The organism is Paracoccus sediminicola, from assembly GCF_027912835.1.
In the GTDB taxonomy this organism is placed as follows: domain Bacteria; phylum Pseudomonadota; class Alphaproteobacteria; order Rhodobacterales; family Rhodobacteraceae; genus Paracoccus; species Paracoccus sediminicola.
In genome coordinates this window covers 555,956-578,136 of sequence record NZ_CP115768.1, presented here as the reverse complement: position 1 = coordinate 578,136, position 22,181 = coordinate 555,956, and the positions used below count along the sequence as shown (strand labels likewise).

Annotated in this window: 17 protein-coding genes; 4 read left to right on the top strand and 13 right to left on the bottom strand. The window is 63.8% G+C overall.

The genetic code is table 11. The features are described 5' to 3' along the window. Window positions 1-10: 10 nt before the first annotated feature. The 5 genes from PAF18_RS02840 to dctP form a co-directional block, all read right to left on the bottom strand. Window positions 11-991 (bottom strand): TRAP transporter substrate-binding protein, encoded by a 981-nt coding sequence (locus PAF18_RS02840; protein WP_271117130.1) that lies wholly within the window; start codon window positions 989-991, stop codon window positions 11-13. A gap of 513 nt (window positions 992-1,504) precedes the next feature. Continuing rightward, window positions 1,505-2,425, bottom strand: a complete 921-nt coding sequence (locus tag PAF18_RS02835; RefSeq protein WP_271117129.1) for a 3-hydroxyacyl-CoA dehydrogenase family protein — start codon at window positions 2,423-2,425, stop codon at window positions 1,505-1,507. Window positions 2,426-2,428: 3 nt separating this feature from the next. Beyond that, window positions 2,429-3,583, bottom strand: coding sequence for a serine hydrolase domain-containing protein (locus tag PAF18_RS02830; RefSeq protein WP_271117128.1), 1,155 nt, complete (start codon window positions 3,581-3,583; stop codon window positions 2,429-2,431). Next, window positions 3,580-5,613, bottom strand: coding sequence for a TRAP transporter large permease subunit (locus PAF18_RS02825; RefSeq protein WP_271117127.1), 2,034 nt, complete (start codon window positions 5,611-5,613; stop codon window positions 3,580-3,582). The genes PAF18_RS02830 and PAF18_RS02825 overlap by 4 nt, the downstream gene beginning before the upstream one ends. 16 nt (window positions 5,614-5,629) lie before the next feature. Beyond that, window positions 5,630-6,631 (bottom strand): TRAP transporter substrate-binding protein DctP, encoded by a 1,002-nt coding sequence (dctP, locus tag PAF18_RS02820; RefSeq protein WP_271117126.1) that lies wholly within the window; start codon window positions 6,629-6,631, stop codon window positions 5,630-5,632. A 149-nt stretch (window positions 6,632-6,780) separates the two neighbouring features. Here dctP and PAF18_RS02815 point away from each other — a divergent pair, with 149 nt between their 5' ends. Continuing rightward, a complete protein-coding gene (locus tag PAF18_RS02815) occupies window positions 6,781-7,737 on the top strand; it encodes an AraC family transcriptional regulator (protein WP_271117125.1) in 957 nt (318 codons plus the stop codon). Window positions 7,738-7,829: 92 nt separating this feature from the next. On the opposite strand, the gene PAF18_RS02810 is transcribed toward PAF18_RS02815, so the two are convergent. The 8 genes from PAF18_RS02810 to PAF18_RS02775 form a co-directional block, all read right to left on the bottom strand. Continuing rightward, window positions 7,830-10,067 carry a TRAP transporter permease gene (locus PAF18_RS02810; RefSeq protein WP_271118039.1) on the bottom strand — a complete coding sequence of 746 codons (2,238 nt, stop codon included), beginning with the start codon at window positions 10,065-10,067 and terminating at the stop codon, window positions 7,830-7,832. A gap of 107 nt (window positions 10,068-10,174) precedes the next feature. Then, window positions 10,175-11,161: a TAXI family TRAP transporter solute-binding subunit gene (locus PAF18_RS02805; RefSeq protein ID WP_271117124.1), complete on the bottom strand. Its 987-nt coding sequence runs from the start codon at window positions 11,159-11,161 to the stop codon at window positions 10,175-10,177. A 225-nt stretch (window positions 11,162-11,386) separates the two neighbouring features. Continuing rightward, window positions 11,387-12,820 (bottom strand): M20 family metallopeptidase, encoded by a 1,434-nt coding sequence (locus PAF18_RS02800; protein ID WP_271117123.1) that lies wholly within the window; start codon window positions 12,818-12,820, stop codon window positions 11,387-11,389. 21 nt (window positions 12,821-12,841) lie between these two features. Then, window positions 12,842-13,846 carry an ABC transporter ATP-binding protein gene (locus PAF18_RS02795; protein ID WP_271117122.1) on the bottom strand — a complete coding sequence of 335 codons (1,005 nt, stop codon included), beginning with the start codon at window positions 13,844-13,846 and terminating at the stop codon, window positions 12,842-12,844. Continuing rightward, window positions 13,843-14,832 (bottom strand): ABC transporter ATP-binding protein, encoded by a 990-nt coding sequence (locus PAF18_RS02790; RefSeq protein WP_271117121.1) that lies wholly within the window; start codon window positions 14,830-14,832, stop codon window positions 13,843-13,845. The genes PAF18_RS02795 and PAF18_RS02790 overlap by 4 nt, the downstream gene beginning before the upstream one ends. Further along, a complete protein-coding gene (locus tag PAF18_RS02785) occupies window positions 14,829-15,752 on the bottom strand; it encodes an ABC transporter permease (protein WP_271117120.1) in 924 nt (307 codons plus the stop codon). The genes PAF18_RS02790 and PAF18_RS02785 overlap by 4 nt, the downstream gene beginning before the upstream one ends. Continuing rightward, window positions 15,749-16,726, bottom strand: a complete 978-nt coding sequence (locus PAF18_RS02780; RefSeq protein WP_271117119.1) for an ABC transporter permease — start codon at window positions 16,724-16,726, stop codon at window positions 15,749-15,751. Before PAF18_RS02780 ends, PAF18_RS02785 begins: the two co-directional genes overlap by 4 nt. Window positions 16,727-16,794: 68 nt before the next feature. Then, window positions 16,795-18,393, bottom strand: coding sequence for an ABC transporter substrate-binding protein (locus tag PAF18_RS02775; protein ID WP_271117118.1), 1,599 nt, complete (start codon window positions 18,391-18,393; stop codon window positions 16,795-16,797). A gap of 157 nt (window positions 18,394-18,550) precedes the next feature. On the opposite strand from PAF18_RS02775, the gene PAF18_RS02770 reads away from it, so the two are divergent. The 3 genes from PAF18_RS02770 to pstC all read left to right on the top strand — a co-directional run bounded on the left by PAF18_RS02770 (window position 18,551) and on the right by pstC (window position 22,181). Then, window positions 18,551-19,507, top strand: coding sequence for a LysR substrate-binding domain-containing protein (locus PAF18_RS02770; protein ID WP_271117117.1), 957 nt, complete (start codon window positions 18,551-18,553; stop codon window positions 19,505-19,507). Between the two features lie 178 nt (window positions 19,508-19,685). After that, window positions 19,686-20,735, top strand: a complete 1,050-nt coding sequence (locus PAF18_RS02765; protein WP_271117116.1) for a substrate-binding domain-containing protein — start codon at window positions 19,686-19,688, stop codon at window positions 20,733-20,735. Between the two features lie 69 nt (window positions 20,736-20,804). Next, a complete protein-coding gene (pstC, locus tag PAF18_RS02760) occupies window positions 20,805-22,181 on the top strand; it encodes a phosphate ABC transporter permease subunit PstC (protein WP_271117115.1) in 1,377 nt (458 codons plus the stop codon).

Here is a 22,181-nt window from a genome sequence, read left to right as displayed (position 1 = left end):
GGCGATGCGTTTATTCGGCCGGGGCCAGGCTTTGCGCCTGCGCGATCAGATCGGCAGCGCCGTCCACGGCCTCCGAGAACTGCGCATAGATCGGCTGGCTGGCCTCGATGAAGGCGGCGGTGTCGACCTCGTTCACCTCCATCCCCTCGTCCTTGAGCTTCTGAAGCAGATCGGTGTCCAGACCGGCGGCGATCTCGTAAACGACATCCTGCATCTCGACTGCGGTTTCCTGAAGCACCTGCTGCACCTCGGGGTCGAACTTGTCCCAAGAGCGCCCGGCGACGACATAGCCCGGGGTATAGACGTGGTTGCTCTGCGACAGATAGCTCTGCACCTCATAGAAACGCGACGGATAGATCTGTGCATAGGGGTTCTCCTGCCCGTCCATCACCCCGGTCTGGAGCGCCACGAACACTTCGGAGAACGCCATCGGGCTGGGGCTTGCGCCATAGGTCTCGAACATCTTCACGCGCCATTCGCCATTCGGCACGCGCAGCTTGATCCCGGCGAGATCCTCGGGCGTGTTGATCGGGCGGGCATTATTGGTGATCTGGCGGAAGCCGTTTTCCCAGACCCCGATGATCCTGAACCCTGCGGCCTCGGCCTGCGGCGCCATTTCCGGCATGACGATCTCGTCGCGGATCTTCTTCATATGCTCGCGGTCCTGGACGAGATAGGGCATTTCGAACAGCCCGAAGATCGGCACCATCGAGGACATGATCGTCGAGGGCAGCGCCAGATCGACCGTGCCGAGCTTGATCTTCTGGAGCATCGCCTTGTCATTGCCGAGCTGGCTGGAGCCATAGACCACGACCTTGGCGCTGTCGCCGAGCTTTTCATTGGCGCGTTCGGCGAATTCGGTGGCGCTGAGATCCATCAGCGATCCCGGCTCGCCGACATGGCCGAATTTCACCTCGGTCTGGGCGAAGCCCGCTGTGGCCATCCCGAAACCCGCCACCACGGCGGCGGTCAGCATTGCTTTCATGTTCATTGGTTTTCCTCCCGGTTTGGTAGTCTGTTTGCGACGGCCTGACTGGAGCTGCGCAGACCCTATCCGCGCGGTGAACAGGGTCACGCGCGTCAGAATGTCTTCGGGTGTGTGAGGGGCCGGCGGCAGCGCCAAAGGCGGCGGATATGCGTTCGGCACCGCCATCAGCCGTGGACGCTTTCGGTCCGGCGGGGCTGCTTGGGTCCCGTCGCGGCGGCATGGCGCGGAGCTTTTGTCACGACTCTCACCCTCCCCTGTGCGTCGTCGTAATTTTGAATTATGTATAAATAATGATTCTTCGGCGGGTCAAGCACTTCCTCGTCGCGATGCGAGAATGTCCTGCCTCCTGAAATGACATCTCAGTCTTTTCAGCCAGTTAGGTTTTTCCGGGCTTCGCGGTGTCGCATGTCCTGGCCTGCCCCGCCCGCAGCGCGGCGACGGGCCCGAAGCGTTGCGCCGACATGCAAACGCCCCGCGTGGCGGGGCGTCGGATAGGCTCGCTGCGATGTCAGCGGGTCATTCGCGGCTGGCAAGAAGGTGGTTCAGGATCAGCCGGTCGCGCCGCGCAGCAAGGGTCTCTGCATCCTGATCTGCGGTGATCTCGGCCATTCCCTCTTTCAGTCTGGCGACGGTTTCTGGCGTCAGCCGCGGCTGGCCGAGATCGTCCCACCACGCCTCGAAATGCGGCCCGAGATGATCGCAGAAGCCACCGATCCCGCCCGCCCCGCCGCCAAGATGGAACAGCGTCGTCGGCCCGAGACAGGCCCAGCGAAGACCCGGCCCCGACGCGACGGCCTTGTCGATATCGGCAACGCTGGCCACGCCTTCGGCGGCAAGATGGATCGCCTCGCGCCAGACCGCAGCCTGAAGCCGGTTGGCGATATGGCCCGGCACCTCCTTGTGCAGCCGCACGCAGACCTTGCCGAGCGATTCATAGAACTGCGCGGCCGTGTCCAGAACGTTGTCTTCGGTGCGGTCATTCCCCATCAACTCGACCAGAGGGATCAGATGGGGCGGGTTGAAGGGATGGGCAAGGATCAGCCGCCCCGGCTCGGCGAAGCCCTGTTGCAGTTCGCTGAGCCGCAACCCGGAGGTCGAGCTGCCGATGATTGCGTCGGGCGTCAGCTCGGGCTCGATCCGGGCGTAGATTTCATGTTTCAGCTCCAGCCGTTCGGGCACGCTCTCCTGCACGAAATCGGCGCCGCGCACCGCCTGAGCGGGATCGTCCACCACCCGCAGCCGGGTCTGCACGCCGGCATGATCCCAGCCAAGCGCGGTCAGCGCCGGTGCGGCAGCCTTGACGACATCCTTGAGTCGCGCACCGGTATCCTGCGCCGGATCATAGACAGTGACCTGCCGCCCGGTCGCCGCGAAAAGCGCGGCCCAGCTGAGCCCGATCGTTCCGGCCCCGATGATGGCAATATGCGGATTCTTCATGGATCAGCCTTTCTTAAGTCCCCGATAGACGGCGTTGCGCAGCCCTTCGCGATGCTGCACGCGGTGGTCTGGCGCATGAGTCAGAAATACGACGATCAGGTCATGAGCGGGATCGACCCAGAAATTCGTGCCCGAGACACCCGGCCACAGAAATTCGCCGATCCCGCCGGGAATCGCCGCGCGACGCTGGTTGCGCACCGCCAGCCCAAGGCCGAAGCACAGCCCGGTTTTCGGCCAGGGCGCGGTGACGCCGAGATTGGCGGTATAGCTGCCAAAGCGGATATTCGCGGGCAGGTGATCGCTCAGCATCAGAGACAATGCCTCGGCCGACAGGATCCGCGTTCCCGCCAGCGCCCCGCCATCGGCGAGCATCCGGGTGAATTTCAGGTAGTCGGCGGCGGTGGACCACATCCCGGCCCCGCCCGAGCACCACCGCTCTTCTGACGACAGCGGCGGGGCCAGCGCGTCGCAGACCTGCGACTGCGGCAGCGCCGCCGTGCGCGCGGGATCGGGGCGGAACCCGGTCCGCGTCATCCCCAGCGGGCCCAGCACGATCTCTTGCAGCGAAACGTCGAGAGGCCGTCCCGTCACCACCTCGATCACGCGCCCCAGCATATCCGTTGACATGCCATATTCGAAAACGGTGCCGGGCTGGTGCAAAAGCGGGATCCGCGTCAACCGCTCGACCATCAGCCGGTTGTCGGCAGCATAATCGAAGACGCGATGCGCCTTATAGGCCCGGTGCACATCCGTGTCGCCAAAGACACCATATGTCAGACCCGAAAGATGCGTCATCAAGTGATGCACGCTGACCGCCCGCTCAAGCGGACGCGTCCCGCCCTGCCCGTCGCTGACCCCCGCCGCACCGAAGCCCGGCACGAAGCGCGACACCGGATCACCGCGCGAAAGCCGCCCCTGCGCGATCAGCGACATCGCCGCGACCGATACGATGGGCTTGGTCATCGAGGCGATCCAGAAGGCGGTATCCTGCGACACCTCGTCCGATCCCGGCCCGGAAAGCGTGCCGAAATCTGTCTGGTGAACGATGCCACCGCCCCGCATCACGGCAAGCGATCCGGCCCGCAGCCGCCCCGCCTCACGCTCCTGCGCGAGCCAGTCTTCGACCGGCCGGGAATCGAAAGCGCCCCGCGCGCTCATTGCATCACCGAGGGCAGGAATGTGACGATCTGCGGCAGCGCGAAGAAAAGCAGTATCATGGCCAGAAACGCCGCCACGAAGGGCAGTGTCCCTGTCGAGATCTGCCCGAGAGACGCCTCGCGCCCGGCCACGCCCGACAGCACATAAAGGATCATGCCGACCGGGGGCGTGATCAGTCCGATCTCGACCAGCATCACCAGCACGATGCCGAACCATAGCGGGTCCCAGCCTGCCGCCCCGATGACCGGCAGGATGATCGGCAGCGTCATCAGCACCATGCTGATCGGCTCGACGAACATGCCGAGCACCAGATAAAGCAGCACGATGGCCAGAAACAGCCCGATATCCGATAGTGACATTTGGTCGATCAGACCAACCAGAGCCTGCGGCATGGACAGGAAGTCCACCGCGAACCCCATCAGAGAAGCGCCCACCGCGATCATCAGCAGGAACGAGGTCGTCAGCACGGTCTCTTCAAGGGCTGCCATCAAGGCGCCAAAGCTCAGCATGCGCCGGAAAAAGCTGATCAGCAGCGCGCCCAGGACGCCGACCGCACCGGCCTCGGTCGGCGTCGCGATCCCGGCATAGAGCGATCCGAGCACCATCACCATCAGCACGAGGAACGGCACCACGCCCCGCATGGCCGCGAGTTTCTCGGTCAGGGTCGCGGCCTGACCGCGCGGCGCGGCATCTGGATCGATCAGCGACCAAAGCAGCACCAGAACCGAAAAGGCTGCGATCATCAGCAGACCGGGGATGATCCCCGCCATGAATAGCTGCGTTACCGGCACCCCGGCCATGGGACCATAGACGATCATCGCGATGCTGGGCGGGATCAGGATGCCGAGCGTTCCGCCCGCTGCCAGTACGCCGTATCCCAGTCCCGGCTTGTATCCCTCGCGCATCATTTCGGGCCCGGCGACCCGGCCCATCGTCGCGGCGGTGGCGAGGCTCGAACCCGATACGGCGGCAAAGATGCCCGAGGCGAGGATCGAGGCATAGGCCAGCCCGCCGCGCAGCCGGCCCATCGCCGTTCTGGCCGCGGCGAACATCTCGGTCGAGGCATTGCTGCGCACGAGGATCGCGCCCATCAGCACGAACATCGGAATCGCCGCCAGCTCGAAGCTGTTGATCGCGCTCCAGCTTCGTTCGCCGATCGCATTGAGCGTCACCGGGGGCAGCCAGAAGATCATCGACAAGACACCGATGCTCATCAGCGTGAAGACGACCGGCAGACCAGCCAGCAACAGCAGGAAAAGGATGCCGATCAGCGACAGAGATTTCGCCGTCAGACCGGCATCCTGCGTCAGGACGAACCAGACCGCCACGGGAGGGATGATCGTGGCGATGGGCAAAACCGTCCGGACGCCTCCGGCCAGCGCGGCAGAGATAAACACCAGCGCACCGAAGATCGCGATGTGAGCCGTGGCCGACCAACCCGGCTCCAGCAGGCCGGTGCCGCTCAGCCCGGCCAGCAGAAGCGCAAGCCAGGCCGGTGCCCGCGCGGCGAGGCCTCCGCCAGCCGTGCCGATCAGCGCGACGATCATTCCCGCAAGGCCCAGCATCACGGCAAGCTGCGGGATCCAGAGCGGTGTGTTCATCAGGCTCCAGCTTCGGGTGCCGCTCTCAAGGCTCTCGGACCAGAAGGCCGAAAAGCGCCACAGCACGATCAGCGCGACGAAAACAGAAATCCAGTTCAGCGCCGAGATCACCGCGCGCTGTCGCGCCGGGGCAAGCCGTCCGATCAGAAGGTCAACGCGCACATTGCTGTCGCGGCTGACCACGAAACCCGCGCCGATGAACGTGATCGCCACGACCAGATAGGTCGACACCTCGGTGACCCAGACCGTCGCATGGCCGAAAAAGCTGCGCGCGATCACCTCGTAGTTCACCGAGATCAGCATCGCCATCACGGCCAGCATTCCAAGACCGCGCGACACCACAGCCACCTGACCGGCAAGCGTGCCCGCCCCGCCAGCCGCCGCCGGGGCAGTCGCCGGGACCGTCTCCGGCCCCGGCGACTCTTCCATGACCGAGACCACCTTTTCACTCAAGGGCTGCACGAGCGGTCGCGAGCACGGAATCCGCATCCAGGCCGGCGCGCTGCATATCCTCGCGCCAGGCCTCGATGACCTTGGACTGAAGCTCTTCTGCATTGAACCGGGCGTTTTCCTCGTCGCTGACAACGGTGTATTCCACACCGGCCTCGGCCCAGAGCTCGGGCAGTTCCTCGGTGCGTTCGCGCCAGCGCTGTGCGAAATCCGCCTCGATCCGGTCGAACTCGTCAGAGATCTTCGCCCGAAGCTCTTCGGGCAGTTCGCCCCAGGCATCGTTATTCACCAGAACCGGGGACGGCACCACCTTGCCCAGTTGCCAGTCCGCGGCATGGGTGATGACCGAGCCGAACCCCGCACCATAGGCCCAGCACGTGTCGGTGATGACGCCGTCGATGACCCCGCGTTCAAGCGCAGGCAGCACCTCCGCGGCCGACAAGGACACGGTGATCGCGCCGAGCGCGTCGCCGATCAGCCCGGTGCCGCGATTATTGACGCGCAGCTTCCGGCCCTCCCATTCTTCCAGCGTGGTGATCGGCTTGGTCGAAAACAGCGTCTGCGGACAGAAGGCCGTCTCCAGGATCTCGGTGGCGTTGTAATCCTCGGTATAGATGGCGCGCAGCTGGTCGCCGTAATCGCTTTGCGACAGGGCCAGCAGGTCGTCATAGCTCTCGGAATAGCCCGGCAGGCTCGGCACGGTGAACATCGGCTGGGTGCCGGTGTAATAGCCGGTCAGCGGCATGCTGAGCTGCACGAGCCCGTCGCGGACGCTTTCCAGCAGCCGGTCGCCCGCGACCAGCGAGGATGTCGCAGTGATCTGAACCTGCCCATCCGTTGCCTCGGCGATGCGATCGGGGATCGCCAGCGCCACCTCTTCGTAGATCGTGCCCTTCACCGACAGATAGGCCAGCGTCCACTCATAGCTCTGATCCTGCGCTTGCGCCGCGCCGAACGCGGTGCTGCCCAGCAGTCCCGCCGTGATGCGATATTTCATGATCCTCTTCCCTGTTTGTCTGCCGGGCGCCGGCCTCCCCACGACCTGATCTTCTTCAGAATACTCTAATCGGAATTCCGCAGCTGGCTTTTGCTTGGCGCCACGAAATTTTGTGATACCGTCCACCGTGTCGCAATGAGCTCACGGCCATGAACGCCAGGACCAGCAATTTCGCCAATCCAAAGCTTCCGCTGATCGGCAGATCTGCCGATGCGCAGCCCGGCGATGCCGGCGATCATTGGCGCAGCGTATTCAGCGGCGTCTGGGGCCCGCTGAATGTCAGGCCGGTGACCGACGGGAATATCTCGGGCAGCCTTTACAGCCGCAAGGTGGGCGATCTGACCTTCAACCGGATCGAGTTCGGCAATCAGCAATTCGAGAAATCCCACAGCCGTCACAGCAATGAAGAACCGTTCTTTTCGCTCAGCTTTCCCGAAAGCGGCGCGGCCCTGTGTCAGATCGGCGAGAGGATCGAACAGCTTCTGCCGCAAAACGCCTATTTGCTGAATAACGGCATGTCGGCAAAGCTGCGCGTGCAGAAGGATTATTCGACCTTCAACCTCAAGATCCCCGTCAGCGCGCTCGAACACCGGCTGGGACCGAATTCCGGCATTCTGTCGCGCGCGGTGGTCCGGCCGGATGCGATCTTTCACATGATGAAACGGCTGATCTTCGAATTGCTCGACACCGGGGACGAAGCCGATGAGCGCACCATCGGTTTCATGACCAATCAGATGCTGGAGACGGTGGCCTTTTTTCTGACCTCGGGCGACAGCATGTCCGATGACAGCATCGCCGTGCAGGCGGCGCAGGCGCGGGTGCTGGCCTTCATCGATGCCGGTTTCCGCGATCCGGGCCTGACCCCGCTGCGGATCGCCGAGGCGTGCCGCATCTCGCGCAGCTATCTTTACAAGATATTCGCCGACGGCCCTTCGGTGATGGAACGTGTGCGCTTGCGACGGCTGGAATCGGCGCGCGGGATGATCATGCATGGCGGCGGGCGACGCTCGATGACCGAGATCGCGATGGCATCGGGGTTTTCCAGCTCCAGCGAGTTTTCGCGTCTGTTCCGCAAACAATACGGGGTCGCGCCGAGCCGCCTTTAGGACAGGCGCAAAGGCGGCGCCGGGATGGGCGGGACGGATTTCCGGTCCCGCCGGGGCGCGGGCATGGCCCTGCCCCGGCGCAGATAGCGCGATCAGTCGGCGCCTCTGACTTCGAAACCGGCGTCAGGATCGGGACGGAAGATCTTGCGCACCGCATAGGCTCCGGCGGCGATGGCAAGGCCGATCAGATCTGTGACCCATCCCCCCTCGATCATCGACAGCGCCGCCACGATCAGCGCCAGACGCACGAACCACACCGCCCGTGCGCCGAGGAACCAGCCCTGCACACCCGCGGATAAAAGGAACACGCCGAAAGTCGCCGTCGCGCCTGCGCGGATCACTTCGGGCCAGCTTCCATCCATCAGGATTGCCGAATTATAGAAGAACATGAATGGCACGATGAAGGCCGCGATGCCGATCTTGAACGAAGCGACCGAGGTCTCCATAGGGTTGGCGCCCGATATCCCCGCAGCGGCATAGGAAGCCAGCGCCACAGGCGGGGTGATCGCCGAAAGCACGGCGAAGTAGAACACGAAGAAATGCGCGGTCAGCGTCGGAATCCCCAGCTCGACCAGCCCCGGCGCCACCACCGAGGCGGCCACCGCATAGGCCGCCGTGGTCGGCATCCCCATCCCCAGAAGGATCGCGATGCACATGGCAAAGAACAGCGCCAGAAGCTGCGACGCCTCGGCCAGCCCGAGCAGCAGGTTGGAAAACCGCGCCCCGACCCCGGTCAATGAGATCACGCCCACGATGATGCCAGCACAGGCGCAGACCGCGATGATCTGGATCGACATGGTCCCGGCCAGTTCGAACGCCTTCACGACCGAGCGCGGCCCCATCCGGTAAGGCGTCAGCCAGCTCACCACCGCCGCCGCCACCGTCGCCAGCGTGCCTGCGCGGATCACCGAATAGCCCATGAACAGCGCCACGATCAGGATGACGATGGGCAGGAACAGGAAGGCGCGCTTGGCCATGGCTTTCAGCTTGGGCAGCTCGTCGTCGCGCATTCCGCGCATGCCCAGCTTCGCGGCCTCGAAATCGACCATGAAATAGACCGAGACGAAATACAGCACCGCCGGGATGATCGCGGCGATGGCGATCTCGGTATAGGGAATGCCGGTGATCTCGGCCATGATGAAAGCGCCCGCACCCATGATCGGAGGCATGATCTGACCGCCGGTCGAGGCGGCGGCCTCGACCGCGCCAGAGGTCTGCTTTTTATAGCCGACCTTCTTCATCAGCGGGATCGTCAGCGACCCCGTCGCCACCACGTTCCCCGCCGAAGTGCCGTTGATCATTCCCATCAGACCCGAGGCGAAGATGGCCACCTTGGCCGGCCCGCCGCGCGTCCTGCCGGCTGCGGCAAAGGCGAAGTTCACGAAGTAATCCCCCACCTTCGAGGCCTGAAGGAAGGCCGCGAAGATGATGAAGAGAATGATATAGGTCGAGCTGACCGCCGTGGTCGGCCCGAGAATGCCGGCATCGGTGTAAACCTGGCTGAAGAAGCGCTTCCAGCCGATTTGCGGCGAGTTCAGGAAGCCGGGCAGCATATGGCCGAAGAACACATAGCCGAGGAACACCGTGGAGATGATGACCAAAGCCAGCCCGGCCACGCGCCGCGTCAGCTCCATGATGAGCAGCGTGCCCGCCGTGGCCGCGAGCGAGATCCCCACCGGCGCGAAGGGCGTGCCGGTCGAGTTGCGCATCAGCGTGCCGTAGATGGTGATGAGATAGGCCGCGACGGCGACCGCGCAGATGCCCAGCACCACATCGGGCACCGCAATGCGCCCGCGTCTGCGGCGATGCGCCCAGGACAGCACGATGCCGCCCACCGTCGCCACGATCAGCGGCGCGCCATACAGCCAGACTTCGCGGAAGCGGATGGTTTCGTCGATGCCGGTCCATTGCACCCCGCCAGAGATCTGCAATGCGAACCAGATCGCCACCCCCAGCGAGAAGAGCGCCGGAATCATCAGCGCCATGCCGATCCAGTCGAGCGCCCTGGTGTCGGCGGTTTCCTTGTCGTCATCGAACCGGGTCGACGCGAACAGGATAAAGCCCAGGAACAGCGCACCCGCCACGTGAACGATGCGGAAATTCCACGTCTCCATCGGGAAACGCGGCAAAAGCGGGATGCGGATGCCGGTCCATTCAGCGATGGACAGCCCGTTCAGCGCCGCCATGTGGAAGATCGCATAGATGGCTGCCAGCCCGCTGACCGCGTAAAACCGCCAGCCCTCGAAGATCCGCCGATTGGATTCGATCGCCTCTTCGTCGACGCCATCGGCAAGGGCCAGATCCATCGGATCGTTTCTCTGCTCCGTCATAAGGAACATCTCCGCTTCTTCTGTGGCGCAGCGCGGGCGGCACCGAATTGGTCAAGGCGCCGCACCCGGTCCGGGCGCGGCGCCGTCATGTCGTGAAAGACCTGCGATCAGCCGCCGTAGATCATGTCCTCGGCGATTTCGGCACCGGCGTTCTCCTGGAACCACTTGGCCGCGCCCGGATGCCAGGGCAGGACGGTGTTCTTGTCCCAGTTCTCCGGCACGGTGGTTTCGGCGGCGCGGTGAATATTCACCATGCGCTCATTATCCGACATCACCACATCGACCACCGCGTTCACGAAGCTCTCGGGCAGGCTGCAATCGGCGATGGCGAAGTTCCACATCGCGACCGAGCGCGCCGGGGCTTCCAGCGTGGTATAGGTATCCGCCGGGATCTCGAATTCCGAAACCGGGAAATTGTCCAGAATCTGCTTCTGCTCTTCTTCCGTGAACTCGATGATGTTCACATCGGTCTGCACCTCGAGCTGGCTGACCGCCGGAACCGGCACGCCGGCCGCGAAGGCGATCACGTCAAGAAGCCCGTCCTGAAGCTGCCCGCCGAGATCAGACCAACCGCCATTGCGGCGCTCGTAATTGACGCCCAGCTCATCCATGAAGCGCGGGAAATACGTGTCCGAGGTCGAGCCCGCCGGGCCGAAGCCGATCCGCGCGCCCTCCGGGATATCGGCGACCGAGGCGATGCCCGACGAGGACAGCGCGGTGACCGAGAACGGGGTCTGATACATCGGAAACATCGCGCAGGCATTGGTCAGCTGCATCCCCGGCGCGATCGGGTTCTCGCCGGCCAGCGACTCCGCCGCCGGACCCATCGTGGTCATGCCGAAAGCCGCGTCGCCGGTATGGACCAGCGCCATGTTCTGCATCGGACCGCCGGTGACCTCTGCCCCGCCCGAAATCCCGAGTTCTTCGGCAACCAGATTGGCCCAGCCCGAGCCATAGGCGAAATAGGTGCCGCCCTGGCTCGCCGTGCCGACCGTAAAGCTGTCCGGCCAGCCCTCGCGGTCCTGATCCTGCGCGAGCGCCGCGCCACCAAGCGAAGTCAGCGCGGCCGCGCCGAGCGCTGCCATCGAAGTCATGAAGATTCTCATTATTTTTCCTCCTGTTGGTCGTCCGTGTCCGCAACCGCTTCGCGTCTCCTGGCCCGCGAGCGGAACAGGAGCGATGCGGCCCGTGCAAAATCGGTATGCTAAAGAAAACCGGGGTGATTGCAAACTGTCATTCGGCGCCGCATCGCGCGCCGACCCCGCCATCGGGACCGATCCTGTCCGACAGGACCAGCGCGGCTCGGCAGGGGCTGCCGATCAGGCTGCTTCGGGGCGTTCTTCCTCGGGGATGGGCGGGGTCGTTTCGGGTGGGATCGGGCAGAGATAGGGTGTCTCGGCCAGAAATGCCTCATGCGCCGACTTCGCCTCGGCGATCAATGCGGGATCACGCAGCGCCGCGCGCGCCGTTGCCGCCATCACCTTCGCGGCGTGGAGCATCCCCTTATGCGCGGCGGGCATTTTTCCCTGCGCGGTCTGCTGCCAGCTATGCAGCGCCGTGCCGATCGCGCAAGTGGCGACGCGGGCCTGAACCGTCGGCACCGCCCAGCTGACATCGCCGACATCGGTCGAGCCCATGCCACCCATGAAGGGCCGGTCGAGCGGCGCGATGAAATCGCACATGGCCTTGTCGTAATCCGGTTTCATGGACAGCCGGAAGAAGGTGTCGGCGATATCCTCGCGTGTCATGGTCTTGCGGATATCGGTCGCGAAGGCGATATCGCTTTCGTCGAAGGGCACCGGCCCGAGCGCATTGAACTCGGCCTGCATCGCCTCGGAGAGCGGGCGGTTCTCGATCAGGTTCGACACCGCAGAGAACACGCGCGAGGTCACCTTTGTCTCGGTCATCAGCGCCGCCCCCTCCGCGATCTTGCGCACCCGCTCGACCAGCGAGGACAGCCCGCCGAGATCCGGGCTGCGGATCAGCTGGCGGATCGTGGCCTTGGCCTGCACGACATTCGGGCCGATCCCGCCCGCATCCAGATAGGCGTAATGGACCCGCGCCAGATCCGGCATATGTTCGCGCATATAGTTGACGCCGACATTCATCAGCTCGACCGAATCGAGGGCCGAGCGGCCCAGTTCCGGCGCACCTGCCGCATGGGCCGCCTTGCCGTGGAAGGTGAAATCGATCCGCGTATTCGCCAGGGACCGCATGTCATCCACCGCATTGAAGCTGGCCGGATGCCAGGTGATCGCGATATCGACATCGTCGAAGAATCCGTCGCGGACCATATAGGTTTTCGCGGCCCCGCCTTCCTCTGCCGGGCAGCCATAATAGCGCACGGTGCCGTCGATCCCTTCGGCCTCCAGCCAGTCCTTGACGGCGGTCGCAGCCGACAGGGCGGCGGCACCCAGAAGGTTATGGCCGCAGCCATGGCCAAAGCCGTGATCGGCGATCTGTTTCGGCTCTGCCAGTCCGGGCTGCTGCGACAGGCCGGGCAGCGCGTCATATTCGCCCAGGATCGCGATGACGGGGCCGCCCTTGCCGGCCTCTCCCATCACGGCGGTCGGGATGCCGGCGATGTTTTCAGTCACCCGGAAGCCCTGCTGGCGCAGCATTTCGGTATGGGCGGCGCAGGATTCCTTTTCGCCATAGGCCAGTTCCGGCGTGTCAAAGACACGGTCGGCAAGGCCGGTGAATTCTGCAGCTCTTTCGTCCACGAGGGACCAGATCGGATTGTCGTTACGCATGGTTCTCTCCTTCGGGGCGGGTCAGGCCGCCCGGTCATTCAGATGGCAGGCCGACATCCGGCCCGGCGCGATTTCTTTCAGCGCGGGAACCTCGATGCGGCAGCGGTCATGGGCATGGGGGCAGCGCGGATGGAAGTGACAGCCCTTTGGCGGGTTCATGGGCGATGGGATTTCGCCTTCAATCGCGTGATAGGTCTTCTTGCCGGTTTCGAATGTCGGGATATTCGCGACAAGCGCCTGCGTATAGGGATGGTTGGGCCGTGCGATCAGATCCTGCGCGGTGCCGATTTCGACGAAACGGCCCAGATACATCACCACGATCCGGTCCGAGATATGTTCGACCACGCCCAGATCGTGGCTGACGAACAGATAGGTCAGGTCGAACTCCTCGCGCAGGCGCACGAAGAGGTTGAGCACCTGCGCCTGGATCGAGACATCGAGCGCCGCGACGGATTCGTCACAGACCAGAAAATCCGGCTTGACCGCAAGCGCCCGCGCGATCCCGATCCGGGCCCGCTGCCCGCCGGAAAACTGGTGCGGATAGCGTTTGCCCGTGCTGGGGTCGAGACCGACCTGATCGAGCAGCCTGTCGACATAGGACGCCACCTCGGCGCGTGGCACGATGCGGTGCACGCGGGGCGCCTCGCCGATGATGTCGCGCACGCGCGAACGCGGATTCAGCGACGACATGGGGTCCTGAAAGATCATCTGGATCTTCAGAGCGGCATCGCGCGCCTCGGCCCCTTTCAGCGCGGCAATATCCTGCCCGCGATAGAGAATACGGCCCGCCGTCGGGTTGCTCAGCCCCGCCACCATCCGGCCCAGCGTGGATTTGCCGCAGCCGGATTCGCCGACCAGCCCCAGGATCTCGCCGCGCCTGATGTCGATGCTGACATCATCGACAGCGTGCACCGTCACCGGCGCAATATCGGCGCCGAGCTTGCGTGCTGCACGCTCGGCAATGTCGAGTTCGCTGGTAAAGCGCTTGGATACTTTGTCGATGCTCAGGATAGGCTCTTGGGTCACGCGGCAGAGCCCCCCTCGCGCATGTCTTGATGCGGGTGAAAGCAGCGCACAAAGCGGTCGGCCCCCGCCGGATCAAGCGTCGGCTCTGCCTGACAGGCGGCATCGGCGCGGGGGCAGCGGGGCCGGAACTTGCAGCCATCGGGCAGCTTGAGAAGCGAGGGCGTCGCCCCCTTGATCTGGTTCAGCATCGCCCCGTGCTGCTTGCCATGCGGCACGCTTTCGATCAGCCCGCGCGTATAGGGGTGGCGGGGCCGGGCGATCACCTCGGCCGTGGGGCCTTCTTCGATGATGCGGCCCGCATACATCACCGCCAGCCGGTCGGCGAGGCCCGACACAACGGCGAGATCATGGGTGATCCAGATCAGTGCCGTGCCGGACTGGGCGCAAAGCGTCTGAATCTCGGACAGGATCTGCGCCTGAATGGTCACATCAAGCGCCGTGGTGGGTTCATCCGCGATGACCAGATCGGGCTTGTGCAGCAAGGCAATCGCAATCGCCACGCGCTGCCGCATTCCGCCCGAAAACTGATGCGGATAGCTTTGCAGCCGCTCATCCGGCGACGAGATACCGACCTGGACAAGCGCCTCTCGCGAGCGTCGCAGGGCTTCTTCGCGGCTGACATTGTCATGGGCGCGGACGGTTTCGATCATCTGGGTGTCGATGCGCAGAACCGGGTTCAGCGTCATCATCGGGTCCTGAAAAATCATTGCGATCCGCTTGCCACGCAGCCCGCGCATCACCGGCTCGCCGCCGGTGACAAGATCGTCGCCGTGAAACAGGATCTGCCCGCCGGTGACGCGGCCCGGCGGATCGACCAGGCCCAGGATGGAAAAGCCGGTTACGGACTTCCCGGAACCGGATTCCCCAACCAGCCCCAGGATCTGCCCCTTCTCAAGCGAGAAGCTGACACCATCCACTGCCTTGGCAACGCCGTCGCGGGTGAAGAAATGCGTTTGCAGGTCTTTGACGTCGAGAAGTGCGGTCATTTCTGCAATCTCGGGTTAAGCACATCGCGCAGCCGGTCACCGACCAAATTGATGGCGATGATGGTGACGACAAGGGCGATGCCGGGGAACAGGCTGATCCAGAAGCGGCCCGACAGCAGGTAGTCATAACCATTCGCGATCAACAGACCCAGCGAGGGTTCCGTGATCGGGACGCCGACGCCAAGGAAGGACAGCGTCGCTTCCAGGGCAATGGCCTGCGCGATCTGGACGGTGGCGACGACGATCAGCGGCGGGATGCAGTTGGGCAGCAGGTGCCGGAACATGATCCGGCGGTTCGACAGCGCCAGACAGCGCGCCGCGTCGATATAGTCCTTGCGCCGTTCGACAATGGCAGAGCTGCGCACCGTGCGCGCGTAATAGGCCCATTGCACGATCACAAGCGCCATGATCACCTTATCCACCCCGCGCCCCAGCAGGGCCAGCAGGATCAGCGCAATGAGAATGGCGGGGAAGGACAGTTGCAGATCCACGATCCGCATGATGAAGCTGTCCAGCCGTCCGCCGAAATAGGCAGCGGTGACGCCGACAATCGTGCCGATGGTGATCGCGATCGCCAGCGAGGACAGCGCCACCAGCAGGCTGATCCGCAGCCCGAAGATGATCGCCGACAGCATGTCGCGCCCCTGCTGATCGGTGCCGAGCCAATAGGTCGTCTGCCCGTCGAAGGTCGTCTCGCCGGGCGCCAGCCCGCCATCCATGATATTGAGCTGCGTCAGGTCATACGGGTTCTGCGGCGCGATCAGGGGGGCGGCCAGCGCGATCAGCGCGACCAGCACAAACAGGATCAGGCCAATCACCGCGACAGGGTCCTCGACGAATTCCTTCGCGATGCGGACAAGCGGGCTCTCGACGCGGATGGGTGCCGGCGTGGCGGCGGGGTCAGTCGTCGTCTCGGTCATCCCTTCATCTCCGACAGGCGGATGCGTGGATCGAGCAGCGAATAGATCACGTCGACAACGAAATTGATGGTCACGATGATCAGCACGGTCAGCATCAGATAGGCCACGATGACCGGGCGATCCAGCAGGTTGATGCTGTCGATGAGCAGCTTGCCCATGCCGGGCCATGCAAACACGGTTTCCGTCACGATGGCGAAGGCCACCATGGAACCCAGTTCAAGCCCGATGATGGTCACGACCGGGATCATGATATTCTTGAGGATATGAACCAGCACAACGCGGCGTCCCGACAGCCCCTTCGCGCGGGCGAATTTGATATAATCCTGCAGCGCCACCTCACGCGTATTGGCGCGGGCCAGACGGATGATCAGGGACATCTTGAACAGCGCGAGATTCACCGCGGGCAGGATGAGATGCGACAGCCCGTCCCATGTCAGGAAGCTGACCTGCATGCCCAGAAACTCTGTCGTCTCGCCGCGTCCGCCTGCCGGCAGCCAGCCAAGCAGAACCGCGAAAACAAGGATCAGCAACATGCCCTGCCAGAAGTTCGGCAGCGAGAAGCCGAGGATCGACCCCGCCATGATCGTGCGGCCCGCCACGCCATTGGGGCGCATCCCGGCCCAGACCCCGAGCGGCACACCGATGCCCACTGACAGAAGCAGCGCCACGAAGGCCAGCTCCATGGTCGCGGGCAACCGTTCCAGAATGATGTCGAGTGCAGGCCGCCCATAGACGAAAGACGTGCCGAGATCGCCCTGCACCGCATTGCTCAGAAAGATGCCGAATTGCTGATAGAGCGGCTTGTCCAGACCCAGTCGCTCTGTCGTGGCCGCGATATCGGCCTGCGTCGCCTCGGGGTTGATGAGCACATCGACGGGGTTGCCGATAAAGAATACCCCGATGAATACCAGCACCGCCATTGCGATGACGGCCAGAAGGCTCTGACCCAAACGGCGGAGAAGATAGACGATCACGCGGCGGCCCCTTCGGTCATCGCATCCGGTCGCGCGCCGGCACCCCGTGCGGGATGCCGGCGGCGGCCTTATTCGGCGGGCTTCACTTCGGAGGCCATGGTGTACTGGTCCACCCGAGGCTCATAGCTCAGTTCGGGCTTCATCGCCCAGACGGTCTGCTCGTAATGCAGCGGGATGATCCCGAAATCGTCCAGCACCATGGTTTCCGCCTCTTGCAGCATCCGGTCACGCTCGGCATCGTCGATCGTGGCCATCGCTTCCAACAGCAGCGCATCCATCTCGGGGTTGGAATAACGCCCGGCATTGGTCGGACCCATCCCGGCGGCCTCGTCATAGGTCGCGACCAGAGATTTCAGCGGCGAGGACATGTCCCCCGAGGACGCACCCCATCCCGCCATATAGATCGGGAACTCCAGCGCATTGCGGCGCGAGAAGAACTGGCTCGCCGTGCTGGCATCGACATTGGTCTGGATGCCGATCTGGGCCATCATCTGTGCCACGGCCTGAGCAACCTGTTCGTCGTTGATATAGCGGTCATTCGGCGTTCCGAGCGTGATCGAGAAGCCGTCGGGATAGCCCGCCTCGGCCAGCAGTTCCTTGGCGCGTTCCGGATCATAGGGATCGACCTCGCGACCGGAGGTGCCGAACATCGGCGGCGGCAGCAGCTCGCCCGCGGCCTGAGCATATCCGCCCATGATCCGCTCGGTGATGGCCTCGCGGTTGATCGAGATCGAAATCGCTTCGCGGACGCGCGGATCGAGCAGCGGGTTGCCGTCCGCGCCCTCGATGCCGGGCGGGTCGTCGGTCTGCTGCATATGCAGATAGATAATCCGGTTCGACAGCGCGTCGACGACGCTGAACCCGGCCTCTTCGATCCGGGGAATGTCCTGGATCGGCGGCGATTCGATCATGTCGACGTCGCCTGCCAGCAATGCCGCGACGCGCGGGCCGTCACTGGTGATCGGGCGCATGACAACGCGTTCCCAATCCGGGGTGCCGCCCCAGTAATCCTCGAAGCGGGTCACGACCAGCTCCGAGCCGCGCGTATAGTTGTCGAGCTTGTAGGGTCCGGTGCCCACGGCGATATCTGGCGAGTTAAAGGCGGGGGCTTGCGGCACCTCGCCCATGCCCTCGCAATTGCCCTCGGGGGCATAGGTCACCTCGTCCTCGGCGCCGAGCGCGTCGGCGGACACGATGGCGAGGCTCCACAGATCGGTGGGCAGAAGCGGGTTGGTGGCGGTGGTGGTGATGGTCAGCGTATGATCGTCCTCGGCCTGCATATCGGCAATGCCGCCGGTGAAGATCGTATAGGCCGAGGGCGAGTTCTCGACCAAGGGCACGCGGCAGAAGGAATAAATAACGTCGCGCGCGGTGAAGTCGCTGCCATTGTGGAACTTGACGCCCTGCTTCAGCTTGAAACGCCATGTGGTGTCATCGAGCGCCTCCCAGCTTTCGGCGAGGCCGGGCGTCACCTTTTGCACGGCATCCTGCGTGGTCAACGCTTCGAAGATGTTCTTCAGCACCTGAATATTTGTCGAGAGCTGGTGAAACTGCGGGTCCATGGACGTGGCCTCGGATTTCAGCCCGAGCGTCAGTTCCTGTGCGAGGGCCGGCGTGGCTGCGGAGCCGAGCAGCACAGCGATCAGAGGAGCGGTTAATCTGTTCATGACGTGAATCCCTTCCCGTTGGTGGCACGACGTCGCACGTTGCGGCGACACTCCCCGAGGTTGATCCCCGATGGCGCAATGGCGTGTTGGAGATCACGGTATTATGCGATATTCATAAGTCAACAAACAAATTCTATGAGATTTTCGCATAGCACGCATGAGCAGGCGAATAGATCCCGACGGCACCCGAAGCCATGCCGGAATCACCCTGCGTGAGCTGGAAGTTCTGGAGGCGCTGATATCGGCTGGCAGTTCGATCAACGCAGCACGGCGGCTCGGGATTTCGCAATCGGCTGTGAGCCGCAGGCTGACCCAGCTTGAAGACCGGCTCGGCTCGCGGCTGTTTCGCCGTGAGGGTGGCGGTCTGCGCCCGACCATCGAGGCGCTTTCGATCAATGAAAAGCTGAGGCCGGTTTTCGATACGCTCGCGAAGATCGTGAATGCGGATGAGGCACCGGAGGAAGGGTATGGCGGCACGCTGTCCATCGTGGCGCCGCCGACCATCGCGCATCGTTTCCTGCCGACGCGGATCGCGGCGTTCCGAAAGCGCAACCCGGCGCTGCACGTTTCGCTCGACGTGCTGGCCAGCGACAGCCTGCTGACCGGGATTGCGGAAAGCCGCTTCGATATCGGGCTGACCGACAGCACCGTCGCCCATGACGGGGTCGTCAGTGAATTGCTGCTCGAGACCCAGGCGGTCTGCATCATGCGCAAGGATCACCACCTTGCCGGCTTCGACGTGATCCGCCCCGAAGACCTGCATGAGGAACAGTTCGTCGCGCTCTCGCGCCGCCATTCCAGCCGCGCCAAGATCGACCGCCTCTTCGAGCGCGCCGGCGTGGACATGCATATCGTCATCGAGACCTCGACCAATGTCTCGCTCGTGGAGTTCGTCGGCGAGGGGCTGGGCGTGTCGCTGCTTAACCCGTTTCCGATGATCCATCAGGTTTCGGACCAGATCGCGATTCGTCCGTTTCTTCCGGCGATCCGCTACACCGCGAATTTCATGGTCCCGGCGAGCCGCCCGCTGTCTTCGGCAACGAGCGCCTTCATGCAGTCCATCCGCAGTAGCCTCGACCGCAGCGCCTATCCTGATCTTCCCCTGCCCCGCTGATCGACGCGAAGCGGCCCTTTCCTTGCGGCCCGCATAAGGCTGCGGACTGTCGGCTTTGCCCGCTCCGCTCGCCCCGGAATTTGACACTTAATCGTCAGATTACCGTCACATAACTGTCACGGGCGGGGCGTAGACGGGCGGCGGAGCAAATAACTGCCCTCAGACTATGGAGTCGATTATGAGCAAGATCCAAGTGATCGTTTCTGCCACGGCGATCATTGCGGCCTCGGCCGGTGTCGCTTCGGCCCGCGACCAGATCCGCATCGTGGGATCGTCCACCGTGTTCCCGTACACCCAGGCAGTGGCCGAGGAATTCGCCGCTGAAACCGGCGCGCCGGCCCCCATCGTCGAATCGACCGGCACCGGCGGCGGCATGCAGATCTTCTGCGAAGGCGTGGGCGAAGACACCGCCGACATCACCGGCGCCTCGCGCGCGATGAAGAAATCCGAATACGATCTCTGCACCGAGAACGGCGTCGACAGCATTTCGGAAGCGATGATCGGCTATGACGGGTTGTCCATCGCGACCTCGATCGAGAACGAAGCGCTGACCGAGCTGACCCTGGCGCAGGTCTATAAGGCCCTGGGCGCTCAGGTTCCGGTCGACGGCGAGCTGGTCGACAACCCCTATACCAAGTGGTCGGAAATCGACGACTCGCTGCCCGACACCGAGATCACCGCCTTCGGCCCGCCCCCGACCTCGGGCACCCGCGACGCCTTCGTCGAGCTGGGCATGATCGTCGGCTGCGAATCGATCCCGGAAATGGCCGAGCTGGCCGAGGCTTCGGACGACGAAGACTTCTTCGAAAACAACTGCTCGCGCATGCGCACCGACGGTCCGTTCATCGAGGCCGGCGAGAATGACAACCTGATCGTTCAGCGTCTTGAAGCCGATCCGAACGCGGTTGGCATCTTCGGTTATTCGTTCCTTTTCGAGAACCAGGACAAGCTGAAGGACATCGCTCTGGACGGCGTCGAGGCCAACATGGACACGATCGGCGACGGTTCCTATCCGCTGTCGCGCCCGCTCTTCTTCTATGTGAAGAACGCGCATCGCGGCGTGATCCCGAACCTGAACGAGTTCATCGACGCCTATATGGCGGATGACGCACTGGCCGCCGACGGCTATCTGGCCGAGCGTGGTCTGGTCGCGCTGGGCGATGACGAGCGCGCCTCGCTTCAGGAAGCGGTGACCTCGGGCGCTGCCATGGAAGCGCCGGCCGAATAATCCGGCTCTCGGCAACCGGGCCCCGCCTCGTTTCGGGGCGGGGCCCCTCTTCAAAAGCGGATTCGCTCGATGGTTCTTTTCGCCTTTGCCCTGCTGCTGACGGCTTCGCTGGTCGGTTATGTCTTCAACCGCCGCGCCGCCGTCGCGATTCGCGCTGACGGGACGCGGCTGCACTCGCTGCCTTATTTCCACGGGCTCTATGCTGCGCTGATGGTTCTGGTGCCTGTTCTGGTGCTGATCCTCGTCTGGCTTGCGCTGCGCGGACCCACGATCGACATGATGGTGATGAGCTCGCTGCCCGCCGACGCGACGGCGGGCATGGGTCCGGGCGACCGCCAGCTTCTCAGCTCCGAGATCGTCTCGATTGCCCGCGGACAGATCTTCGGCGAACCGGAGCCCTGGAAGCTCGCCGCCGCCGAGCGGATGGTGTCGCTTCAAAACGCCGCCGGCTGGCTGCTGCTGTTGGTTGTCGCCGCTCTGGGCATCGCCATGCTGGCCTTGACGCGCCGCCGCGTTGCCGCCGAGTTCCGCGCCCGCCAGGGCGCCGAGGGGATCATCCACGGCATCATGATCGCCTGTTCGGTCTTTGCCATTCTGGTGACCGTCGGCATCATCTTCTCGCTGCTGTTCGAGGCGATCCGCTTCTTCCGCATGGTGCCCTTCACCGAGTTCCTCTTCGGCACCAGCTGGGAGCCTCAGATCCCGATCCGCGCGGACCAGATCGCTGCCGAAGGCGCGTTCGGCTGGCTGCCGGTGCTGACGGGCACGCTGGTGATCAGCTTCATCGCGATGTTCTTCTCGATCCCGATCGGGCTGTTCTCGGCGATCTACCTGAACGAGTTCGCCAGCCAGCGCGTGCGGAAAACCATTAAACCCATCCTCGAGATCCTCGCCGGCATCCCCACTGTCGTTTACGGCTTCTTCGCAACGTTAACCGTGGCGCCTTTCCTGCGCGATACCGGCGCGGCAATCGGGCTTCAGGTCTCGCCCAACACCGCGCTCGCCGCGGGCAGCGTGATGGCGGTGATGCTGATCCCGTTCATCTCTTCCTTTACCGATGACGCGCTGTCGGCGGTGCCGCGAAGCCTGCGAGACGGCAGCCTCGCGCTCGGCTCGACCCGCTCCGAGACGATGTTGAAGGTGCTCTTTCCCGCGGCGATTCCCGGTATCGTGGGCGGCATCCTGCTGGCCGTAAGCCGCGCGATCGGCGAGACCATGATCGTGGTGATGGCCGCCGGCATCATGGCCAATCTGACGCTGCACCCGCTGGACAGCGTGACGACGATCACCGTGCAGATCATGACACTGCTCATCGGCGACACCTCGTTTGACAGCCCCAAGACCCTGGCAGCCTTCGCGCTCGGGCTCATGCTGTTCATCTTCACGCTTCTCATCAACATTCTCGCGCTGCGGATCGTCCGCAAATATCGCGAACTCTACGATTGA